The sequence below is a fragment of the Achromobacter sp. NFACC18-2 genome (assembly GCF_900108985.1).
In the GTDB taxonomy this organism is placed as follows: Bacteria; Pseudomonadota; Gammaproteobacteria; order Burkholderiales; family Burkholderiaceae_B; genus Achromobacter.
The window spans coordinates 1-16,253 of record NZ_FNYM01000003.1 but is presented as its reverse complement, the minus strand read 5'-3'; the positions used below and the strand labels follow the sequence as shown (position 1 = coordinate 16,253).

The window sequence follows — 16,253 nt, the reverse complement described above, 5'->3', positions numbered from 1 at the left end:
GTCACAACCCCCAGGAATAGAGATCACCGACCTTGCGCGCGCCCAGCCGCTCGTAAAGCGCGCCTGTCCGGTCAGTCGTCACGCCGGTCGTGACCCCCATGTTGATGTAGACGGCGCCACGTTCACGGGCCCAGGCCAGATACGCCTTGACCAGCCGGACGCCATCCATAGACCCGCGCCGGGCCGGCGACACGTAGACCCCGTATTCGAAGGCGGCCACGGTCTGCCCGAAGAAGTCCTGCGCCAGACCGCCCGCCAGGACGCCATGCAGACTGCCTTCGTGTTCTACCACCAGCAGGCACCCGTTCTCGTTCTGCGCCAGATGCTCGAACAGGGACCGCATCTTGTCGGGGCTGAAGTCAAGGACGCGAAAGCGCGATTCAGCGTGCATGGCGGCCGCGATGGGCAACAGGCCGTCGATATCAGAAAGCTGCGCTGGCCTAATCATTGGTCGTCCATTTCCGCACGACGGCGAGTAGGTGAAAGGGCATTGGATCGGGCTGGGTGAACTCGCAGAACATTTCCCCTTTCCGCCAACCCATGGCGCCGACCCCCTCCCAGCCGCTGAACGGGGCTGGCGGTTCGTCCAGGATGTCCGGGCCGAACTTTCGCAGGTTGACCGGCTGGCCATTGATCTGGGCGCCGACCGTGTCCAGGAACAGCGCGTAGAACTCGTGCGGGCGCATGTTGCTGGCCTGGGCCGTGCCGGTGGGCGTGCCGATTTCCGGGCGCAGCATCTTCACGCGCGGGATGACTTGCAGGCCGAATTGCACCTGCTTGGCCAGTCGCGGCAGCGTGACCTGGCCTCCCGAGACGACCATGGCGGGCAGCTTTGCGCCGTCGGCGTTGCACATCACGGTCTTGCCTTCCAGATGATCAAGGCCGGTCCACAGCGCTTTCCCAGCAGGATCAGTCCCGAAGGCCGTGGAATGGCAGTAGGCAGCAGGATCGAATCGCTCCACGTACCGCCGCGTCGCCCCGTTGATCGTGCGGCGCACCGTCACCCACACCTCATCCACGTCGCCAGCGGGCACGGCGCAGACGCTTTCGAAGGCGCCATCGGTTTCCTGTAGCGTCCAGGCGATGACACCCTCGTCGCGGTCAATGGTCATGGTGGCCAGCGTGCCGTCGTTACACACGCACCACAGGACGGACACCGGCTTTTGCTGGTAGGCCATTTCCACCACGCCGGAGCGCAACAGGTGTTCAGACAGGGTGGTCAGGTCGGGTGACCGATACGAGTCCGTGGACACGCTGTAGGACATAGCCAGAACGCTGGTGCCGGCGCGCTGCACATAGACCAGCTCATCGCCGATGCGGGCGGGCCGCACGTCCGTGGTGCCGTAGACGCTCTGGTCCTTGGCCTGCACGTTGGTCGGGGTCAGCGGCTTCTCAACGCCACCCGCGAGCGTCCACTCGGTGCCCAGGGTCAACGCTAGCAGCGCGCGCACGCTCGCCAGGTGCTGGATGCCGTTGCTCTCGCCGTCCAGCGCATAAAAGAAGGAATCGGTATCCAGGTCGCCCAGCGTGAAATCGAAGTACAGCCCGGTTCGGCTACCCCAGCATCCGTTCGGATCGCGCTCAGTGCCGCCAAACACCAGACGCTGCTGGTTGATGGTCACAGCCTTGGGGTACCCGTAGGCATCACCCCAAACGCTCTGCTCCAGGCTCCAGGCCCCGGCCGGTGCTTCCACGTCCGAATCCAGGTCGGTGCGCACCACGCCGCGCACATTCTGGGCATCGACGTATTCCGTGATCAGCACCAGGCCGCGATTGATCCGCAGATACTGGCCGACATCGCCGGGGCGGAATCCGTCATAGCCGGTCGTCACCGCGCCGGGGATCTTCTGCGCGGTTCCAAAGACGGTCGGATCAGGCGTCAAGGCGGTGAACCCGTCATATTCGAAGGAATCCGCGTCGATAACCGTGATCGTGGTTTGCTTGTTGTAGTCGTCCGGGTCGCAGTTCTCGATGCGGACCGTGTCGCCGGTGGAGTATCCGTGTCCCACCACCGTCGCAAGCGCCGTGGTGGTGGTGTTGTGCACCAGGTTCGTGATCGCCTTTGCGGGCTGCGGCGTGCCCGGCGTCGTGCTTGACTGCATGGTCAGGGTGATCGTCTTGCCGACGGTGCCCTTTTCCGATGGCTTCAGGCCAGCCTGCGGCGAGCCGGCCAGGGTCCAACCATTGGCGCCGATTGAGGTGGAAAGGAAATCGGATGCAATGTCAGCGGTCACCACGGTGGAACTCACAAAGGCCGTGATGTTCGCGATGCCAGGCCCAGCGATGATTTGCCGGCCAACGTCGCTATTCAGGAAGATGCCGCCTGCCGATGTGAAGGTGCGCCCACCGCCCACCGTGGCAGCGCTCAGGGTCAATCCGAAGTTCGGCGTAATCCCGATTTCCGCGAAGGGCACTACCGAGAACGGCACCGCGCGCAAGCGCCAGTTCGTTTCATCCAGGCGTTGCAGCATCTGCGGGGCAATCTGCGGATGCGTGATGAACATGGTGTTGTCTTTCTGGGCGAAACGCAGCACAGGCACTGCGGCGATGCCCCACGGCGTGGCAATCTCGTAGGGGGTGCTGCCCACCACAATGCGCCCAGCCTTGGCGCGGTACACGCGCATGTAGGCGTCGCCGAACTCCAGCACATAGGCGATGTCCCGGTTGAATACGAACGGGATAAGCCGCGTCCGCTGCGATTCGTTCTTTACCGGCTCAATCATGCGCGTGCCGGGCGCGCGCTCGGCGCCGCCGTACACGTTGACGATGACGTTGCGCAGGGCCTCGGCGCCGTTCTGGTAGCGCGCCACGTCCACGCGCCCGCGAACCTTCGGGGAAATCTCGCCGGCCGTGAAATTGGTCTGGATGGTGCTGATGCGCGGCATGCCGTCCCCCTCAGAACCGGGCCATGGTCAGGGCCGAGTCGCCGAACTCTTCCGGCGGCTGGTCCTGCCCATCAATGGCCTTGGCCACCTTCAGCTTGAATTGCCCTTCCTGGTTCAGACTGTCGCGCAGGCTGGTGGACGCAGTGACCAGGTAGGCCATCGCCGCGGCCTGAAGGAGTTCAGCGGCTTCCACCATGGAATCGTCCCAGGTGCCCGGGTTGGTGTTCTCCCAGATGTAGACCAGTGGCAGCGTGTTGGTGCATGCCAGAATGCGGCGGCCCTCCTGCTGGTAGATCAACGGGCAATTGCGCCGCCCCACCTGCACCGTCTTGAGCCAGTCCGTGGGCAGGTTGAACTGGTAGCTGTAGTCGAAGGCCGGTGTTTCGGCGAGCGGCGCCAGAATCACGCGCTTGGTCGCGCAGTTCCAGGGGTGGGCGCGCAGCACCATGTTTCGCACGGTCGGCCAGATGTTGGAGCTTGGCCCCGCGAACCGGGTGTTCTCCTGAAAGCTGGCGATAGGGTCAGCCCCCAGCCGCTGGAGCGCATTGGAACAGATGGAAATTTCGCTGGCGGTAGACATTCACGGCACCTGAAAAGAAAAAAGCCGGGGGACGAGCCCCCGGCAATGTCCCTCTGGAACCCAGGGGGTGACCACGGAAAGGGTCAGTCGGTTACGTACGGGATTTCAAAGCGGATCTGCTGGTTGGCGGCCAGCACAGCGCCCAGGACCGTCGCGTATACCTCGACGTCGGCCGGCGTGATGTAGTCCGCCGCAGCAGCCACCAGCAAGCCGGTGTCGGCCGCGATCTTGCCAGCCGCCGAAATGTCCACGCCATCGGCCACGCCGTCGGCATCGATCACCACTTGCGTCTTGGCGTTGCGGATGCCGATGTCCACCACCGAACTGGCGGTACCAGCGCCGCCCACCGACAGCACTGCACCGGTCAGGAAGCGCGAGTTGACCGGGACCGTGCCCAGCAGGATGGTGTCGTTGATGGCGTAGGCGGCGTGGGTAGCCGGAAGGGTGGCAACCAGCACACGCTGGCGGCCATGGGATTCGGCGGGCAGCAACTTCTTGCGGTCCGCCACTTTCTGCGCTTGCACGCTGTTGACTTCAGCCATGGTGTTCTCCAGGTATTTCGATCAGGGGATCGAGGGTTAGAAGGTGAAGTCGATGGCGACGACCTTCTCTTCCTCGACGCGGACGGCGCCATGGGACGCGCCCATGTCCACCTGCATGAGGTTCTTCTTGTCCTTGCGGCGGCCCGCCGTGCCTTCCACGTAGCCGGAGCCGAAGTGAATGGCACTCTTGGCCCAGGCCACGGTGCGTGCGGTGTTGCCGCCCGTGATCTGCACGGCCTCGTACGGCTTCCACTTGAAGCCCATCCAGTTGCCGGAGACGTCGCCGTCTTGCAGCATCTTGACGGCCAGGAAGTCGGCGCTGGTCAACGTGGTGTCGGCCAGGATGTCTTCCAGCATTTCGGCGGTGTAGACGATGTAAAGCTCTTCGCCGTTGTGCGCGTCCGCCTCGTTCTTGCGGAACATCTTGCGCGCCGTCAGCAGCTTGCCCTTGGTGAAACCCGTGGCGCTTGCCGTGATGATCTGGCTGGACGGCAGCGCGATCTGGGAACCGTCCTTGGTCTGCGCATTGCCGATCAGCGCGTTGTAGATGATCTGGTCTTTCTTGCGGTTGTGCGACGAGACCAGCGACGACATGTAGCTGCCGCTCAGCGGGTTGGCCAGCAGCTTCGGTTCGTCGTTGCGGTCGACCGGCAGAGCCTGGAAGTAGTCCTGCATCAGACCCACGCGCGTGCTATGCGTGGCTTCCGAGAAGACCGTGTCGCCGTGGCGGACCGTGTTCGCGGGCATATCGTCCAGCGGTGCCAGACGGTTGGCGGTGAACGACTCGCCGGTGATCGTGCCGCGATCGGTCACGCAGCCAGCAAAGCGGGAATCAAGCTGTTGGGCCTGAAGGCGGATCGTGGTATCCCACTGGATAACAAATGCTTCAGTGATGGTGTTCGACATGGAAAACTCCAAAACGGATTGGTCTGATCAATTCGCCTTGTGGGTTGCCCGGAAACCGGACCCATTGAGTTCGCCCATTGCTGCCGGCTACCGCACCACTGGGAGGGCTAGAACCGGTTGTCCGCGCGCCATGCGGGCCGGTGAATGCCCGCAATGGTCACGCTGAGAGGTAGACGGAATCCCGTCTTTTTGAGGGGTGTCAGGCGACTGCCCGAGTGCCGTGCTTGCGTTCGTAGTAGCCGCGAACCTGCGCGCTGACTTTCTCGTGTTCGGGGTGGCGCGGGTTCTTGTAAGCGTCGGACAGCATGAGCTGCTGCACGTCGTCTTCGCCGAACGAGCGGAACGACGTCTTGCCGGGGCCAGCGTCTTCCTGGAACTCGGCGCCCAGCGCGGACATCATTCGCAGGAACACCGGGTTGTTGCCCAGCCCCGCCTGTTCCACCTGCTCCATCGTCAGGCCGGCACGTTCGATAGCGGCGCTGGTGGCCGCGTGCGCGAGGCCAGCGTTACGCCGGAATTCCTTCTCGTCCTTGCCCCAGACCTGCTGCAGCTGCTCGGTGGCCTGCTGCTGGTCCAGCGTCTGGAAGCCCTGGGCCATCTTCTGCGCGCCTTCGAAGTGGTGTTTCATCACCACGTCAAGCTGGCCCTGCGTGAGCCCGGCCTTGTGCGCATCAGCCAAGAACGCCTGCATGCTGGGGTCTTCGCCGGCCTTGTACTCGGCCAGAAATTCGGGCGGTTCAATCTTGTATTCGCCCACTTCCTTGGGCGGCAGATCACCGGTTCCGACGCGCTTTTCCAAGTTGGCATAGTTGTCGGCCAACTTGCGCGCGGACGCATCCAGGTCGAATGCGCCGTCTTCCTTGGTGACGCGGAATTTCTCGGGTATGAACTCTTGCGGTAGCGCCTCCGTGGCGCCTTCGCCTTGCTTCAGCAGCGAGCCTGCCGGCGCTGCAGGTGCTGCCGCTGCCGCTGGTGCGGCGGGCGGCGTTGCGGCGCCGTCATTGCCTGCGGAGCCATCGGCCCCGGTGCCGCCACCATCTGCGCCCGCTTCTTGCATCACTCGGTACGAACGTTTCCACATTGCTTACTCTCCAGTTTCGGCGTTCTCGTCGGGCACGCCGTTGGCCCGATTGATCTGGGCCGTGATGAAGTCCAGCACCAGGCGCATACCGCCCCGCTCGTAGGTCTTGAGAACGGCATCGATGCCACCGCTGTTCACCTGCGGCCGTGCGAAACGTTGAATCAGGTCTTCCAGGACGGCGGCACCGCGGCGGTCATCCTCGAAGATTTCCTTGTAGACACTCGGGTCGACGCTCATTGCGCTTGAGCCATTTGTTGGATGCCGGCACTGGCAGCTTCCATGCCGATCTGTTGCTGCATGGCCTGTTGCTGCTGGGCTTCTTGCTGTTCGGCGCGCACCTTGCGGATCTCGGCGACGTCATCGGCGTTGCGCACGATCTTGGCCGGCACGCCGCGACCATCAGCGGCCATGCGCATGCCTTCGTCCACGTCGTAGTTGTCCCAGACGGTGGGGTCTTGCTTCGCGGCGGCAAGCTGCGCCACGGCGGCGAAGGTGCCTTCGATGGCGCTGACCTCTTCCAGCTTCTGGCTTTTGGCCATGGGCGACAGATACACGATGCTGTACTGGCGGCCGGCCAGAGACTGCGGCGGGGGATCGAACAGGCCGCCACGGAAGGCCAGTCCGAAACAGCGCTGGATCAGCGGCTTCAGGTATTCGGACTGCATGCGCCCGTACACCGGGCCCAGCAGTTGGCGAATCAGATTGATGCGGGCGTAGAACTCGGTAGCCGTGCGCGGCTGGCCTTCCATCGGGGGAAGTTGGTCCGCCATCATGATCTTGCGAATCTGGGCGGCAAGCTGTTCGCGCTTGGTGAAGGACACGTTGAAGTCAGCACCGGTCGTCAGCGGCTTCATGCTGTCAACGCTGTTGGCCACGATGATCTTGCGCGGGCCGACCTTGACCGTGCGCGGGTTCAGGACGCCGTCGTCCTCGGCAATCCACATGCCGGCGACCGCGATATCCACGTTGGCCAGTTCCATCTGGGCCAGCTTGTTCAAGGTCTTTACGTCCGGCAGCGCATCGAACATCGGGCCGACGGCATAGACGGAATTCGGTACGCGGGTCCAGCGCGGTGCGAAAAACGGCTGCTCGTGGAACCCTGATTCGCGCAGCGTGGTCTTGGCGTCGCAGTCGACATAAACCGACGCAAACGGCATGTTCTTGGCGCGCTTGGCGCCTTCCTTGCCTTCGCGGCGCGGGTAGATCGCGTGGATCAAGCTGACCTTCTCGTCGTACTTTTCCGACATGTACAGCTCGCGCACCTTGTCGCTGACCTTGTCCAGGCCGAATTCGCCCACGCACTGCTCGACGGTCAGGCAGTAGGGGCGGAAGACCGTGTCAATGGGGCCGCCATGCTTGGACGCCGCGCAGTAGCAATTGCCGATGGGCCACAGTTCGAACTTGAATCCATCGATGCCGCCGCTCTCGTCGCGGTCGTCGGTCACGAACATGACGAACCAGCCGAAGGCGACCATGTCCAGCAGGCCATCCATGGACTCGGCATCGAAGTTGCTGGCGTGGATCTGCGTCCACAGACGCTCGGCGGACTCGTCCAGCCACTGGCGCTCGTTGTCTTCCTGGTCCTGCACCACCAGGCCAAACCAGCGCGTGTTCGCCGGCGTACTGCCAGTCTGGGTGCTAGACGCCAGGATGCGCGCGGCGTCCGTGGCGGTGGAGTCGTACAACTCGGCCTGCTTGGTCTGCGTGCCGCTCAGTTCCTCGCGCTCGCCGTAGAAGCCCTGCGACCGGATGGGGAAGCTGAAGTCGCCGCACTGGCGCCACACGTCTTCCTTGTCGGAGCGCAGGCCCCGTAGCTCGCCTTGGCGTCGAATGATCGAGACTGCCAGATCGTCGTGCGGCACGGTGTGCTACTCCCCGAGACGGTTCTTGCCGTAGGCCAGGACGGACGAGGTTTGAGCTTGTCCACCGGTGCCTCCGGAAGCCAAAAGACTGCCGGCGCGGCGTTGGCGGGATTGTTCGGCGGCCTTGGCGTTGGCTGCGGCGGCCGCTTCGTTCTCGGCCTTCTTGCGCTCGGCTTCCGGATCGACCGCCGTGGTACTGGGCGTGTCGACAGGGTCATCCCAGCGCTTGTTTAGCCCTGCCGGGTCCAGGACTTTTTTGACGAAGCTGCCGCACATGGTCAGACCTTCGTCGCCGGCTTGGGCGTGGGGATGACCCAGCCGTCCAGAGACAGCACTGGTGCGGTGATCGCGTCGGGGTCGATGTCGGCGGCGCGCATCTTGGCGTAGTCCGGGCGCTCGGCCGGCTTCTTCGCGGTGGCCTTGGGCGGCTCGGCCGGCTTCTCGGCAGGCGCGGGCGCTTGGTCAGCAGCAGGCTCGGCGGGGGTGGTCGTGTCGGTGGCTTGGGTTTCGACCTGGTCGCCGTCGGGCACCGTGGTGGGCGTCTCGCCCGGGGTCTGGACCTGGTGATTGCGCTTGGACATGCTCGGCTCCGTCTTGGGGGAAGATCGGAGCCGATTGTGTTGCTGGGGTGTGGACGGAATCCCGTCTTTTATTGCCTGGACTCGGCCAGACGGCTGACGAAATCGGCCGGATGCCGCACGGGCAAGGACTCACGGGGTAACTGCGTGGCCTCAGACCAGAAGCGGATGACCGTCTCTCCGTCCTGGTGCCGGGGCTCGGCGCCGTTCATCCAGCCCTGCAAAGTGGCGCGCGGGATGCTGACGAAGTTCGACACGTCGTACAGCGTGTACCCCTCCCCGCGAAGCACCAGGAACACCCTGTTCCAGTCGACGGGCGGCGCGGGCGTGATGGGCGTCATGCTTCGGTCCCTCCCCGGTTCTCGATGCGGCTGACGGCGTGAACCAGTGGCCGCTGGGCTTGCGCGGCGCGGGCGGCAGCAGCGCGGATCCAGCGGTCGGGCTGGTATTCCGGCGCGTGCAGGGCGTCATGCTGGCGGCTGGGCGCGGGCACGCCCTCGGGCATGCTGGCGAAGCGCTGCAGGTATTCGATGGTCGCCCCACGCTCCGGCAGCGGCCAGCCGGTGATGCGGTGGATGGCGGCCACGGCTTCGGCCTCGGTCGCGGCCTTCTTGGCGAAGCGGTAGCCCATGCGGCGCAGCTTCGTGGATGCCTGGGTGCGCGCCTTGCTGGCGGCGATGATTTCGTCAGGGCTTCTAGGCATCGTGGTCCCCGTGTTCTTCGGCGTCGCGCCGGTATGCCGATGCTTTCGCCCAGATCGCCAGAAACAGGCACAGGGCGATGAAGGCCAGCGCGGCCAGGATGATCTGCCACCAGGTCATGCTGCGCGCTCCTGTGCGACGGCTCCGAACAGGTCGGTTTGCGGCTGGGCTACGACCAGCGGCGTGACCACCGCCATCAGCCGCGCGCCGAATTCGTCGGGCTCAGCGCGGCGGGCCTGGATCTCCCAGACCCATGCGTCGTCCTGGAAAACCACGTCCTTCAGGCTGTCCAGCACGACCTTTTGCGCGTTGTCCAGGTCCAGGCATTGCACCGTGTCGTCCCATGCCGCGCCGGCTTTGCGCATGCGCGTCTTCCAGTCCTGGGGCCGGTTGGGGTAAAGCGTCAGCTCGACACGCACTCGACCCGCGATGGGCTTGCGCACGCCAGCGACCAGGGCCAGCTTTTGCACCTGCGCCTTGTAGGCCTTCGCCTCGGGCGTCACGTAGGTGGTCGTGAACGACTTGCCGCCGCGGGGCGTGACCGTCCGGCTGGCCCAGTAGCGGTTCGCGCTGATCGGGTACGGCAGGGTCAGCGTGTAGCTCGCCGAAACGTGCGCGCGCGCGACAGACGGCGAGTGCGCAGTGCCCGCAAAGGGTTCATACGCTTCCAGGTCGGGCAAAGAAAGATCGTTCATGCGAGGTCACCCACGAGGTCAACGGCCTTGTGCCAGCTTTCGCGGGCGGCCTTGGATTTTTGGTCAGGGTCGGTAAGTCGAGCTTGCGGCGTGGCGCATTCGGCGACCAGCGTACGCAGCATGGCGTCGCCCAGGGATTGGGCGGTCTTGCGGTTGGATTTGACGTAGGCGTCGGCGAAGTCGTCGCGGTTGTGACTGCGCAGCCATGCCAGAACGTCCTTCGGCACGGGCTGGCCGGGATAGGCGTTTTTCAGGCGACCGGCCAGGATGAACAGGCTGCGCCGGTTGTGCATGCGGGTGGTGATGCCGGCCTGCTCTGCGTAGGGCACGCCGTGGTGCAGATGGCAAAACCAGTCGCTTGACCCGGTGGTGCTGTCGGACAGCGAGCCGGGCAGCATGCAGCCACGGACGCAGCACATGCGCGGATTGTGGGCGGGGGCTTGACCCGAGACTAGGGCGGCATCGTTGGCGTAGCTCATGCGGCTTGCTCCTGTGCGCCACGCTGGCGCAGGGCTTCGAAGATGCGGTCTTTGAACGCCGGATAGTCCTCGCCACCACGGGCAAAGAGTCCGATTTCACGTCCCTTGCGATCGATACCGCCGTTCGACATCCACCAGCGGTCTTGATCCTGCTTCGGTGCGGCGCCCTGCTTCGGCTTGTCCGGCACGCTGTCGGCGGCAGTGCGCATGGTCGTCAGCACCTTGGCCAGGTACGGCCAGGGGATCGGCTCCGGGGCGGGCTTGGCTTGGCGCGCAGCATCGACGGCGGCCAGGGCTTCGTCCTCGGTCAGGCCTTTTTCGACCCATTCGCGGAAGTCGGGACGGCCTGGTGCGACATCGATGCCCTTGGCGCGCAGCAGCTTTGCCATGGCACCGTAGGGCGTGGGGTTGGGCAGGTATCCAGCTTCAGCCGGAAAATCGCTCTCGTGCGCTGTTTGCTCTTGAGACGGTGTTGGAGAGATATCTTCCCTTCCTATTCCATTCCCTTCCATTCCATTCCATTCCGGGGGTGAGGAGTCGGCGAGCGTTCGACGAGGGGGGGGCAATTTCTCTGCGGAAAAGGCTGGATGCTTGTACGTTGGCTTGTCTATTTTCTGGTGATGCCAGCCGGTTACGTGCAAGAAGTCCTTGTTTTCATGGGAGTAATAGGCGATTAGTTCATTCGACGACAGCTCGTCGAGTAGTCGCTGAACATCTGCCGACGAAATATCGTCACCGGGGAAGACATTGGCCTTGATGGTCTTCGGGCTGGCAACGTGATTGCCGGCGTCGTCGCAGAAGTTCCACAGCCCGATGAACAGGAGGCGAGCAGTCGGCGAGCAGTTCATGACCTGTTCGCTGGTCCAGAACTCAGGTTTTACGGTACGGATTCGGGCCACGATCACGCCCTCCTGTAAGCGAAAGGCTTGCGCACCAGTTCATGGAACGCATGGGCCGCATCGGGGTTGTGATCAAGCTCGGCACGCGACCCAACATGGCACACGCGGCGGATGTAGTCGGCGGCTTCGTCAGCGCTGCGGGCGCTACAGAAGGCCAGGAAATCGGGGTTCTTGCAGAGCTGCACCGCCAGCAAGCAGACAGGGCCGGTCCTGCGTCGGGTTGCGCTTGCCATTACTCGTCGTCCTCGAAAGCGAGGTGCCCGACGCCCTGGATCTGGTCCATGCGCTGCTTTGCAAAGGTCAGCATCGCGGCCAAGGTAGCCTCGTCGTAGCACTTGTATTCCTGTGGGGTCGCCTTCAGGCTCAGCGACGCGAGGAACAGCGCCATGCGCTCAATCTCACCCGGCCGGCCGTCTGTCTTCTTGTCCTTCCACCGGCTGATCGCAGACTCATCGAGCCCTACGCATGCGGCTGCATGCGCGTGTCCCACGCTCGCAAGGCGTTGCAGGATGATCTGTTCGATCCTGCGTGCGCGTGCGGATACGACGGCGGAAGATTCAGGAATGGACATCACCGCTACTCCCCCCGCCTTTCATAGCGGCTGCAATGGCGTGCAACGCCGATCGAACCGACTCCGGCATTCCTGGGGTTGCATCAGCCATTTTGTGCAGCGCCTGCGGCAGGTCATCACCTACAGCAGCAGCAGCGCCAAACACCGCCAGGCTAAGGATGGCTTTCACAAGGGTTTCAAGGTCGGCCACGCGTTCTTCCGTGGTCTTTTCGGCGGCGTCCATCTATGCAGCCTCCTGCGCCGGCGTGGCATCGCCCAGCAGCTCGGCCGGGAGATGTTTTCGCGCGATGGCGGCGACCACGCGGTCCTGGAGCCGCGGGGGCAGCTCGTCGGGCCACTGGTAATAGGCTTGCGGCGTAATGCCCATTGCTTGGGCGGCGGCCGCGGTAGTGCCGCCAAGCAGTCGGGTAGCTTCGGTTTTCTTCATGCGTGCATTAAAGCATTCTTTAATTTCCGGAGCAACCATGCTTTGTCCGAATGAAAGTACGCTTGCGCCCATGAAAAGCACGTACGGATCCCGATTGTCCGAAGCGCTACGCCTTGCCGGGCGTGAGCGTCAGGAACTAGCAGCCGCAATTTCTGTGAGCGTTCAGGCCATCGGCCAGGTGATCATGGGCAAGACGAAGGCCCTTACCGCCGAAAATTCGGAACGCGCGGCGCGGTACCTCGGGGTGAATCCGTACTGGCTGGCCACTGGCGATGAGCAACCGCTTCAGGCATCCTCTGCCCCGTGGCCATTCACGGCCGTCACGGTTGAGCAATGGAACGCATTGAGCGACGCCCAGAAGGGCCGCGTGGAAGGCTTCGCGGAAGGCGTCTTGAAGGAAACTGTCGGCCTAAAAAGCCCTGGCGCCCCTCGCGCCGCTTAGGCCGGATTGGATAAAACTTGTTTGGTCCCGTGAGGAGGTTTGTACCGATGGTTAAGCGGTTTTTCTTGGCAGCATCCATCGCGGGCGCTCTTGCTACTTTCCCTGCCCACGCGGTTGACATGTTCTCGGGCAATTACCTCCTGCCTCTTTGCCAATCAAAGGTCCCAACTGAAAACGTAACGTGCATGAGTTACATCAGGGGCGTGCGAGACGGGATGGACCTTCAGCAGTTGATGACTCAATCGCAGTTGTTTTACTGTGTCCCTCAAGGGGTGACCCTGGGTCAGTCTAAGGATATCTTCGTCAAATACTTGGTAGACAATCCCAACGATAGGCATATGCCTGGCTCTACGTTGCTCGCTGTGGCGTATATCAAGGCGTTTCCTTGCAAGGGGAAAAAATAGTGGCACCAATCAATAGAGCAAGCCGACTGCCCGTAATTGCGGCTGCAGTCACCGGACTTGTGTGCATGGTCGCGGTCTACTTTGCTGGCGTCGGGATGCCCGTAGACTGGCAGCGAATGTTCCTGTCAGTCGTTTGGATCCCAGGGTTCGCAGCGGTTGCGTTTGTCTACACCAGGCTGAAAGACGCTCAGACGCAGCGACGACGACGCTAAATCGACTCAGGTGAGGCACGCACAGCGTGCTTTTTTTTCGCCACCAAATAAAGCATGCTTGTTTTTTAAAAGAAAGAATGCTTTAATTTCTCCCATGCACTCACCACCCGGTGAGCAAACGGGAGAAGACGATGAAGCACCTTACCGAGGACACGATCCGCGCCGTTCTGGTTGCGGTGGTACATCAAAACGGCAGCGATATCGAAGGGGCGATCAGCTCCGCGATGGCCGCGCTGGTGTCTGCGGACAAGTCGCTGGATGCCTACGCGAAGGGCGAAAGCTGGAAGAACGCCAAGGCACCGGCTCCCGTTCAACTGCCCTACCCGCCTGTGACTGATGAGCGCACCGTGCGCGCGATGCTCGTCAACGGTGACATGTTCATCAAGACCCTGGCTACCGCATGGGACTTGGCCGATGCCAACAACCGCAAGCGCATCCGCACGACCTGGGCCGATGAGTTCCGCAAGTTCGCGACGCTGGTGCATTACAGCGAAATGGCGCGCCAGGCCGAACTTGAAGGGCGGAACTGATCATGAACGCCCGCCCCGAAATCAAGCTGACGCCCGAGCAAGAGCTGCGCATGGACCTGGCCTGGGATGTCCGCATTGCCCTGCGCGATGGCCAGCACGAGGTCGTGCGCTACGCGGTGGCATCTGAGAACCGCCAGCCGGCCGCCCACGCGGTCTACGAGGACAGCATCGGCAACGAAGCGCTGTGCGCGGCCTTCGAGGAAACCGCCAAGGCCTACGCCCGCGGCGACACGTTCGGCCGGATCGGCGAGCTGTTCAGCAAGTTCATGGACGGCGCCAGCGCGCACTACGTGGAGACGCTGGCCGACGCGATTGAAGACCCCGAGCGTCAGCTTGATGTGTCGTTCGAACTGGCGCCGCGCAAATGACCCTCCCCCTCTTCATCCTGTGCGGCCTGATCGCCGCTTACCCCTTGGGCCGTGTGGGCGACTTCTTTTCGCGCCTGCACGTCCGCCTCGATCCGTGGAGCGAAGCATGAGCGAAATTCTGACCGTAGAAGAGGCCTTCGACCGCGACATCCCGGTCGCGCGCCGCCAAGACGTGATGGAGATGATCAGCGAGGCCGCGCAGTCCGACAAGTACCACCGCGAGCACATCACCATCAGCCAGCGCGACCGCCAAGACGCCATCAACGTGCGCGCAGAAGGCGTGGTGACGATAGACGGCCGCGAATTCGCCTTCATCGTTCGCGATGGCAACAACGACGGCACGGTGCTGGAAGGCTGGGAAGAGTCTGGCGCCCAGGTTTTGGAGCCGACGCCGCGCACACATTGGGCACTGGCGCCGCGCGCCGATCTGGTGGCCGCTGCGATTGAGGCGGGGAAAGGATCGTTCCTTATCGCCAAGTGGGACGCGATGCTATCGCAGCCCGAAGTGGCCGAAATACCGCGCAAGTATTCGTATGACAGCTACATGCAGCCGGGCATTGTCGTCAACCAGCATTGGACGGCTGAAGCCGCCAAACGCGGATTGGTGCTGACCGCCAAGGAAGACGCCGACGAGATCCGATCGCGCCTGCTCGCCGCCCGAGGTGCCCAATGATCCGCCTCCTGCGCGACCGCGACGCCCGCCTGTCCGCATTCATCGTCGCCGCCGTGCTGACCGCCCTGCTCTTCGGCTACGGCGACCGCCAGCAGCGCGACGAGCAAGCCCAATCCACCCTCACCGCCTGCGAAGGCTGCGGCAAGACCGCAGTCGCCGCGAAGGACTGACATGAACATCGAACTGAAAGACGGCCGCCTGCATTTCTCGCTGATCGACGCCATCGGCCAGCTCACCGGCGAGCAGAAGCGCGACGCGATCACCATCCTGGCCTGTGACGACGAGGTCATCACGATGGTCGGCCAGCAACTGGTCGACGGCATGACCGAGGACGGCTCCTGCGGCGGCATTCTGTGCACGGCCAGCGCTACGCCCTGGCGCGGTCTGGACAAGGCCCGCCGCGACGTGGCGAAGGCTTCCGGCGACATCGCCCGCCAGGAAATCGAGCGTCTGGAACAAGCCCTGGCGGCCTGCGACAAGCAGCGTCTGCAAGCCCTCAACGAGTTGCACGAGCGCACGCGGGTGTACGGATGAACGCCATCACCGAAGCCGTGAGCCTGATCGACGCGCCGCGCACGATCGACGGCCAGGACATCGAGGCCTATCACCGTGGCCCGGGCATCAGCAAGACAGGCCTGGATCACGTGGCGCGCTCGCCGGCCACGTTCTACGCCCTGCACCTGGATCCGGCCCGGCCGCCCGAGAAGGAACGCGCCGGCCAGTTGGAAGGCCAGCTTGCGCACTGCGCCATTCTTGAGCCGGCCGAGTTCGACAAGCGCTATGCCGTGCTGCCCGCTGACGCGCCGGATCGGCCGACCGAGGCCATGCTGAACGCGAAGAACCCCAGCGAGAGCAGCCTTGCGCGCCAGAAGTGGTGGGCCGAATGGAATCAGAAGAGCCAGGGCCGAATCATCATCACGCACGAGCAGCGCGAGACGGCGTTGCGTCAGGCCGAAAGCGTGCGCCGGCTGCCGGACGTGGCCGAGGCGCTGGCCGCCGGCCGCCCGGAGGTGTCCGCCTACTGGATCGACCCCGATACCGGCGTGTTGTGCCGCTGCCGTCCTGACTGGGTACATCCGGCCGGCGACAACGGCGTGATCCTGCTGGACGTCAAGACCTACAGCGACGCAAGCCCGGCCGAGTTCGCCCGCCAGATCGCCCGCAAGCGCTACCACGTGCAGGACGCCTTTTACAGCGACGGTTTCGCGCGCGCCAGCGGCTTGGACGTGCTGGCGTTCGTGTTCGTGGCGGTCGAGACGGAATGGCCCTATGCGGCCAGCGCCGTGATGCTGGACGCCGCCAGCAAGCACCAGGGCGCGCAGCAGGTCCGCCGCGACCTCACCACCTACGCCGCCTGCCTCGCCTCCAACGAATGGCCGGGACACGGCACCGGAATCCATCAAGTCTCCCTGCCCGCT

General features: G+C 63.8%; 28 protein-coding genes. 8 read left to right on the top strand and 20 right to left on the bottom strand.

The annotated features are described in order from the left end of the window. Position 1: 1 nt before the first annotated feature. The 20 genes from BMW75_RS04965 to BMW75_RS04880 all read right to left on the bottom strand — a co-directional run bounded on the left by BMW75_RS04965 (position 2) and on the right by BMW75_RS04880 (position 12,245). A complete protein-coding gene (locus BMW75_RS04965) occupies positions 2-448 on the bottom strand; it encodes a GNAT family N-acetyltransferase (protein ID WP_175493102.1) in 447 nt (148 codons plus the stop codon). Then, the gene (locus tag BMW75_RS29420) at positions 441-2,885 is read right to left on the bottom strand and encodes a phage tail protein (RefSeq protein ID WP_175493101.1); all 2,445 of its coding nucleotides are present in this window, start codon (positions 2,883-2,885) and stop codon (positions 441-443) included. The genes BMW75_RS04965 and BMW75_RS29420 overlap by 8 nt, the downstream gene beginning before the upstream one ends. Before the next feature lie 10 nt (positions 2,886-2,895). Then, positions 2,896-3,465: a phage connector family protein gene (locus BMW75_RS04960; RefSeq protein ID WP_092577443.1), complete on the bottom strand. Its 570-nt coding sequence runs from the start codon at positions 3,463-3,465 to the stop codon at positions 2,896-2,898. An 83-nt stretch (positions 3,466-3,548) separates the two neighbouring features. After that, positions 3,549-4,007, bottom strand: a complete 459-nt coding sequence (locus tag BMW75_RS04955) for a hypothetical protein (protein WP_092577441.1) — start codon at positions 4,005-4,007, stop codon at positions 3,549-3,551. Positions 4,008-4,043: 36 nt separating this feature from the next. Continuing rightward, positions 4,044-4,913, bottom strand: a complete 870-nt coding sequence (locus tag BMW75_RS04950) for a phage capsid protein (RefSeq protein WP_217646931.1) — start codon at positions 4,911-4,913, stop codon at positions 4,044-4,046. Positions 4,914-5,112: 199 nt separating this feature from the next. Continuing rightward, positions 5,113-5,994 carry a hypothetical protein gene (locus tag BMW75_RS04945; RefSeq protein WP_139208496.1) on the bottom strand — a complete coding sequence of 294 codons (882 nt, stop codon included), beginning with the start codon at positions 5,992-5,994 and terminating at the stop codon, positions 5,113-5,115. A 3-nt stretch (positions 5,995-5,997) separates the two neighbouring features. Beyond that, positions 5,998-6,231 (bottom strand): Bbp19 family protein, encoded by a 234-nt coding sequence (locus BMW75_RS04940; RefSeq protein ID WP_092577433.1) that lies wholly within the window; start codon positions 6,229-6,231, stop codon positions 5,998-6,000. Beyond that, the gene (locus BMW75_RS04935; protein ID WP_092577430.1) at positions 6,228-7,856 is read right to left on the bottom strand and encodes a portal protein; all 1,629 of its coding nucleotides are present in this window, start codon (positions 7,854-7,856) and stop codon (positions 6,228-6,230) included. Before BMW75_RS04935 ends, BMW75_RS04940 begins: the two co-directional genes overlap by 4 nt. A gap of 6 nt (positions 7,857-7,862) precedes the next feature. Further along, a complete protein-coding gene (locus BMW75_RS04930) occupies positions 7,863-8,132 on the bottom strand; it encodes a hypothetical protein (RefSeq protein ID WP_092577427.1) in 270 nt (89 codons plus the stop codon). Between the two features lie 2 nt (positions 8,133-8,134). Continuing rightward, on the bottom strand, positions 8,135-8,437 hold the full coding sequence (locus tag BMW75_RS04925; protein WP_092577424.1) for a hypothetical protein: 303 nt from the start codon (positions 8,435-8,437) through the stop codon (positions 8,135-8,137). Positions 8,438-8,505: 68 nt separating this feature from the next. Next, positions 8,506-8,775 carry a hypothetical protein gene (locus BMW75_RS04920; protein WP_092577421.1) on the bottom strand — a complete coding sequence of 90 codons (270 nt, stop codon included), beginning with the start codon at positions 8,773-8,775 and terminating at the stop codon, positions 8,506-8,508. Beyond that, positions 8,772-9,137 carry a hypothetical protein gene (locus tag BMW75_RS04915; protein ID WP_092577418.1) on the bottom strand — a complete coding sequence of 122 codons (366 nt, stop codon included), beginning with the start codon at positions 9,135-9,137 and terminating at the stop codon, positions 8,772-8,774. Before BMW75_RS04915 ends, BMW75_RS04920 begins: the two co-directional genes overlap by 4 nt. Beyond that, positions 9,130-9,255 carry a hypothetical protein gene (locus BMW75_RS29845; RefSeq protein ID WP_256381713.1) on the bottom strand — a complete coding sequence of 42 codons (126 nt, stop codon included), beginning with the start codon at positions 9,253-9,255 and terminating at the stop codon, positions 9,130-9,132. The genes BMW75_RS04915 and BMW75_RS29845 overlap by 8 nt, the downstream gene beginning before the upstream one ends. Continuing rightward, on the bottom strand, positions 9,252-9,830 hold the full coding sequence (locus BMW75_RS04910) for a RusA family crossover junction endodeoxyribonuclease (RefSeq protein WP_092577415.1): 579 nt from the start codon (positions 9,828-9,830) through the stop codon (positions 9,252-9,254). The genes BMW75_RS29845 and BMW75_RS04910 overlap by 4 nt, the downstream gene beginning before the upstream one ends. Further along, positions 9,827-10,309 carry a hypothetical protein gene (locus BMW75_RS04905; protein WP_092577412.1) on the bottom strand — a complete coding sequence of 161 codons (483 nt, stop codon included), beginning with the start codon at positions 10,307-10,309 and terminating at the stop codon, positions 9,827-9,829. The genes BMW75_RS04910 and BMW75_RS04905 overlap by 4 nt, the downstream gene beginning before the upstream one ends. Next, entirely contained in the window at positions 10,306-11,208 is a 903-nt protein-coding gene (locus BMW75_RS29625; protein WP_217646930.1) for a hypothetical protein, read from the bottom strand. Before BMW75_RS29625 ends, BMW75_RS04905 begins: the two co-directional genes overlap by 4 nt. A gap of 2 nt (positions 11,209-11,210) precedes the next feature. Next, positions 11,211-11,441 carry a hypothetical protein gene (locus BMW75_RS04895; RefSeq protein ID WP_139208495.1) on the bottom strand — a complete coding sequence of 77 codons (231 nt, stop codon included), beginning with the start codon at positions 11,439-11,441 and terminating at the stop codon, positions 11,211-11,213. Next, positions 11,441-11,779 carry a CII family transcriptional regulator gene (locus tag BMW75_RS04890; protein WP_092577407.1) on the bottom strand — a complete coding sequence of 113 codons (339 nt, stop codon included), beginning with the start codon at positions 11,777-11,779 and terminating at the stop codon, positions 11,441-11,443. The genes BMW75_RS04895 and BMW75_RS04890 overlap by 1 nt, the downstream gene beginning before the upstream one ends. Further along, entirely contained in the window at positions 11,766-12,002 is a 237-nt protein-coding gene (locus BMW75_RS04885) for a hypothetical protein (RefSeq protein ID WP_092577405.1), read from the bottom strand. Before BMW75_RS04885 ends, BMW75_RS04890 begins: the two co-directional genes overlap by 14 nt. Further along, positions 12,003-12,245, bottom strand: a complete 243-nt coding sequence (locus tag BMW75_RS04880; RefSeq protein ID WP_254791941.1) for a hypothetical protein — start codon at positions 12,243-12,245, stop codon at positions 12,003-12,005. A 55-nt stretch (positions 12,246-12,300) separates the two neighbouring features. Here BMW75_RS04880 and BMW75_RS29035 point away from each other — a divergent pair, with 55 nt between their 5' ends. The 8 genes from BMW75_RS29035 to BMW75_RS04845 form a co-directional block, all read left to right on the top strand. Continuing rightward, positions 12,301-12,648: a helix-turn-helix domain-containing protein gene (locus BMW75_RS29035; RefSeq protein WP_217646929.1), complete on the top strand. Its 348-nt coding sequence runs from the start codon at positions 12,301-12,303 to the stop codon at positions 12,646-12,648. A gap of 47 nt (positions 12,649-12,695) precedes the next feature. After that, positions 12,696-13,052, top strand: coding sequence for a Rap1a/Tai family immunity protein (locus BMW75_RS29940; protein WP_092577397.1), 357 nt, complete (start codon positions 12,696-12,698; stop codon positions 13,050-13,052). 343 nt (positions 13,053-13,395) lie between these two features. Beyond that, positions 13,396-13,794 carry a hypothetical protein gene (locus BMW75_RS04865; RefSeq protein WP_092577395.1) on the top strand — a complete coding sequence of 133 codons (399 nt, stop codon included), beginning with the start codon at positions 13,396-13,398 and terminating at the stop codon, positions 13,792-13,794. Between the two features lie 2 nt (positions 13,795-13,796). Next, entirely contained in the window at positions 13,797-14,162 is a 366-nt protein-coding gene (locus BMW75_RS04860) for a hypothetical protein (RefSeq protein WP_092577392.1), read from the top strand. 106 nt (positions 14,163-14,268) lie between these two features. Further along, positions 14,269-14,835 (top strand): hypothetical protein, encoded by a 567-nt coding sequence (locus BMW75_RS04855; RefSeq protein ID WP_092577389.1) that lies wholly within the window; start codon positions 14,269-14,271, stop codon positions 14,833-14,835. Continuing rightward, positions 14,832-15,005: a hypothetical protein gene (locus BMW75_RS29415; RefSeq protein WP_175493099.1), complete on the top strand. Its 174-nt coding sequence runs from the start codon at positions 14,832-14,834 to the stop codon at positions 15,003-15,005. The genes BMW75_RS04855 and BMW75_RS29415 overlap by 4 nt, the downstream gene beginning before the upstream one ends. 1 nt (position 15,006) lies before the next feature. Continuing rightward, on the top strand, positions 15,007-15,369 hold the full coding sequence (locus BMW75_RS04850; protein WP_092577386.1) for a hypothetical protein: 363 nt from the start codon (positions 15,007-15,009) through the stop codon (positions 15,367-15,369). Then, positions 15,366-16,253: PD-(D/E)XK nuclease-like domain-containing protein (locus tag BMW75_RS04845; protein WP_092578049.1), on the top strand; the 888-nt coding region annotated here is incomplete at its 3' end. The genes BMW75_RS04850 and BMW75_RS04845, both read left to right, overlap by 4 nt.

Bases quoted from the DNA above. Each gene is read 5' to 3' on its own strand.
- BMW75_RS04930 (WP_092577427.1), bottom strand. From the start codon at position 8,132: ATGTGCGGCAGCTTCGTCAAAAAAGTCCTGGACCCGGCAGGGCTAAAC.
- BMW75_RS04960 (WP_092577443.1), bottom strand. From the start codon at position 3,465: ATGTCTACCGCCAGCGAAATTTCCATCTGTTCCAATGCGCTCCAGCGG.
- BMW75_RS04860 (WP_092577392.1), top strand. From the start codon at position 13,797: ATGAACGCCCGCCCCGAAATCAAGCTGACGCCCGAGCAAGAGCTGCGC.
- BMW75_RS29845 (WP_256381713.1), bottom strand. From the start codon at position 9,255: ATGACCTGGTGGCAGATCATCCTGGCCGCGCTGGCCTTCATCGCCCTG.
- BMW75_RS04850 (WP_092577386.1), top strand. From the start codon at position 15,007: ATGAACATCGAACTGAAAGACGGCCGCCTGCATTTCTCGCTGATCGAC.
- BMW75_RS04895 (WP_139208495.1), bottom strand. From the start codon at position 11,441: ATGGCAAGCGCAACCCGACGCAGGACCGGCCCTGTCTGCTTGCTGGCG.
- BMW75_RS04885 (WP_092577405.1), bottom strand. From the start codon at position 12,002: ATGGACGCCGCCGAAAAGACCACGGAAGAACGCGTGGCCGACCTTGAA.
- BMW75_RS04855 (WP_092577389.1), top strand. From the start codon at position 14,269: ATGAGCGAAATTCTGACCGTAGAAGAGGCCTTCGACCGCGACATCCCG.
- BMW75_RS29420 (WP_175493101.1), bottom strand. From the start codon at position 2,885: ATGCCGCGCATCAGCACCATCCAGACCAATTTCACGGCCGGCGAGATT.
- BMW75_RS04950 (WP_217646931.1), bottom strand. From the start codon at position 4,913: ATGTCGAACACCATCACTGAAGCATTTGTTATCCAGTGGGATACCACG.
- BMW75_RS04910 (WP_092577415.1), bottom strand. From the start codon at position 9,830: ATGAACGATCTTTCTTTGCCCGACCTGGAAGCGTATGAACCCTTTGCG.
- BMW75_RS04925 (WP_092577424.1), bottom strand. From the start codon at position 8,437: ATGTCCAAGCGCAATCACCAGGTCCAGACCCCGGGCGAGACGCCCACC.
- BMW75_RS04920 (WP_092577421.1), bottom strand. From the start codon at position 8,775: ATGACGCCCATCACGCCCGCGCCGCCCGTCGACTGGAACAGGGTGTTC.
- BMW75_RS04880 (WP_254791941.1), bottom strand. From the start codon at position 12,245: ATGGTTGCTCCGGAAATTAAAGAATGCTTTAATGCACGCATGAAGAAA.
- BMW75_RS04865 (WP_092577395.1), top strand. From the start codon at position 13,396: ATGAAGCACCTTACCGAGGACACGATCCGCGCCGTTCTGGTTGCGGTG.
- BMW75_RS04940 (WP_092577433.1), bottom strand. From the start codon at position 6,231: ATGAGCGTCGACCCGAGTGTCTACAAGGAAATCTTCGAGGATGACCGC.
- BMW75_RS04890 (WP_092577407.1), bottom strand. From the start codon at position 11,779: ATGTCCATTCCTGAATCTTCCGCCGTCGTATCCGCACGCGCACGCAGG.
- BMW75_RS04945 (WP_139208496.1), bottom strand. From the start codon at position 5,994: ATGTGGAAACGTTCGTACCGAGTGATGCAAGAAGCGGGCGCAGATGGT.
- BMW75_RS04965 (WP_175493102.1), bottom strand. From the start codon at position 448: ATGATTAGGCCAGCGCAGCTTTCTGATATCGACGGCCTGTTGCCCATC.
- BMW75_RS04905 (WP_092577412.1), bottom strand. From the start codon at position 10,309: ATGAGCTACGCCAACGATGCCGCCCTAGTCTCGGGTCAAGCCCCCGCC.
- BMW75_RS04915 (WP_092577418.1), bottom strand. From the start codon at position 9,137: ATGCCTAGAAGCCCTGACGAAATCATCGCCGCCAGCAAGGCGCGCACC.
- BMW75_RS29940 (WP_092577397.1), top strand. From the start codon at position 12,696: ATGGTTAAGCGGTTTTTCTTGGCAGCATCCATCGCGGGCGCTCTTGCT.
- BMW75_RS04955 (WP_092577441.1), bottom strand. From the start codon at position 4,007: ATGGCTGAAGTCAACAGCGTGCAAGCGCAGAAAGTGGCGGACCGCAAG.
- BMW75_RS29415 (WP_175493099.1), top strand. From the start codon at position 14,832: ATGATCCGCCTCCTGCGCGACCGCGACGCCCGCCTGTCCGCATTCATC.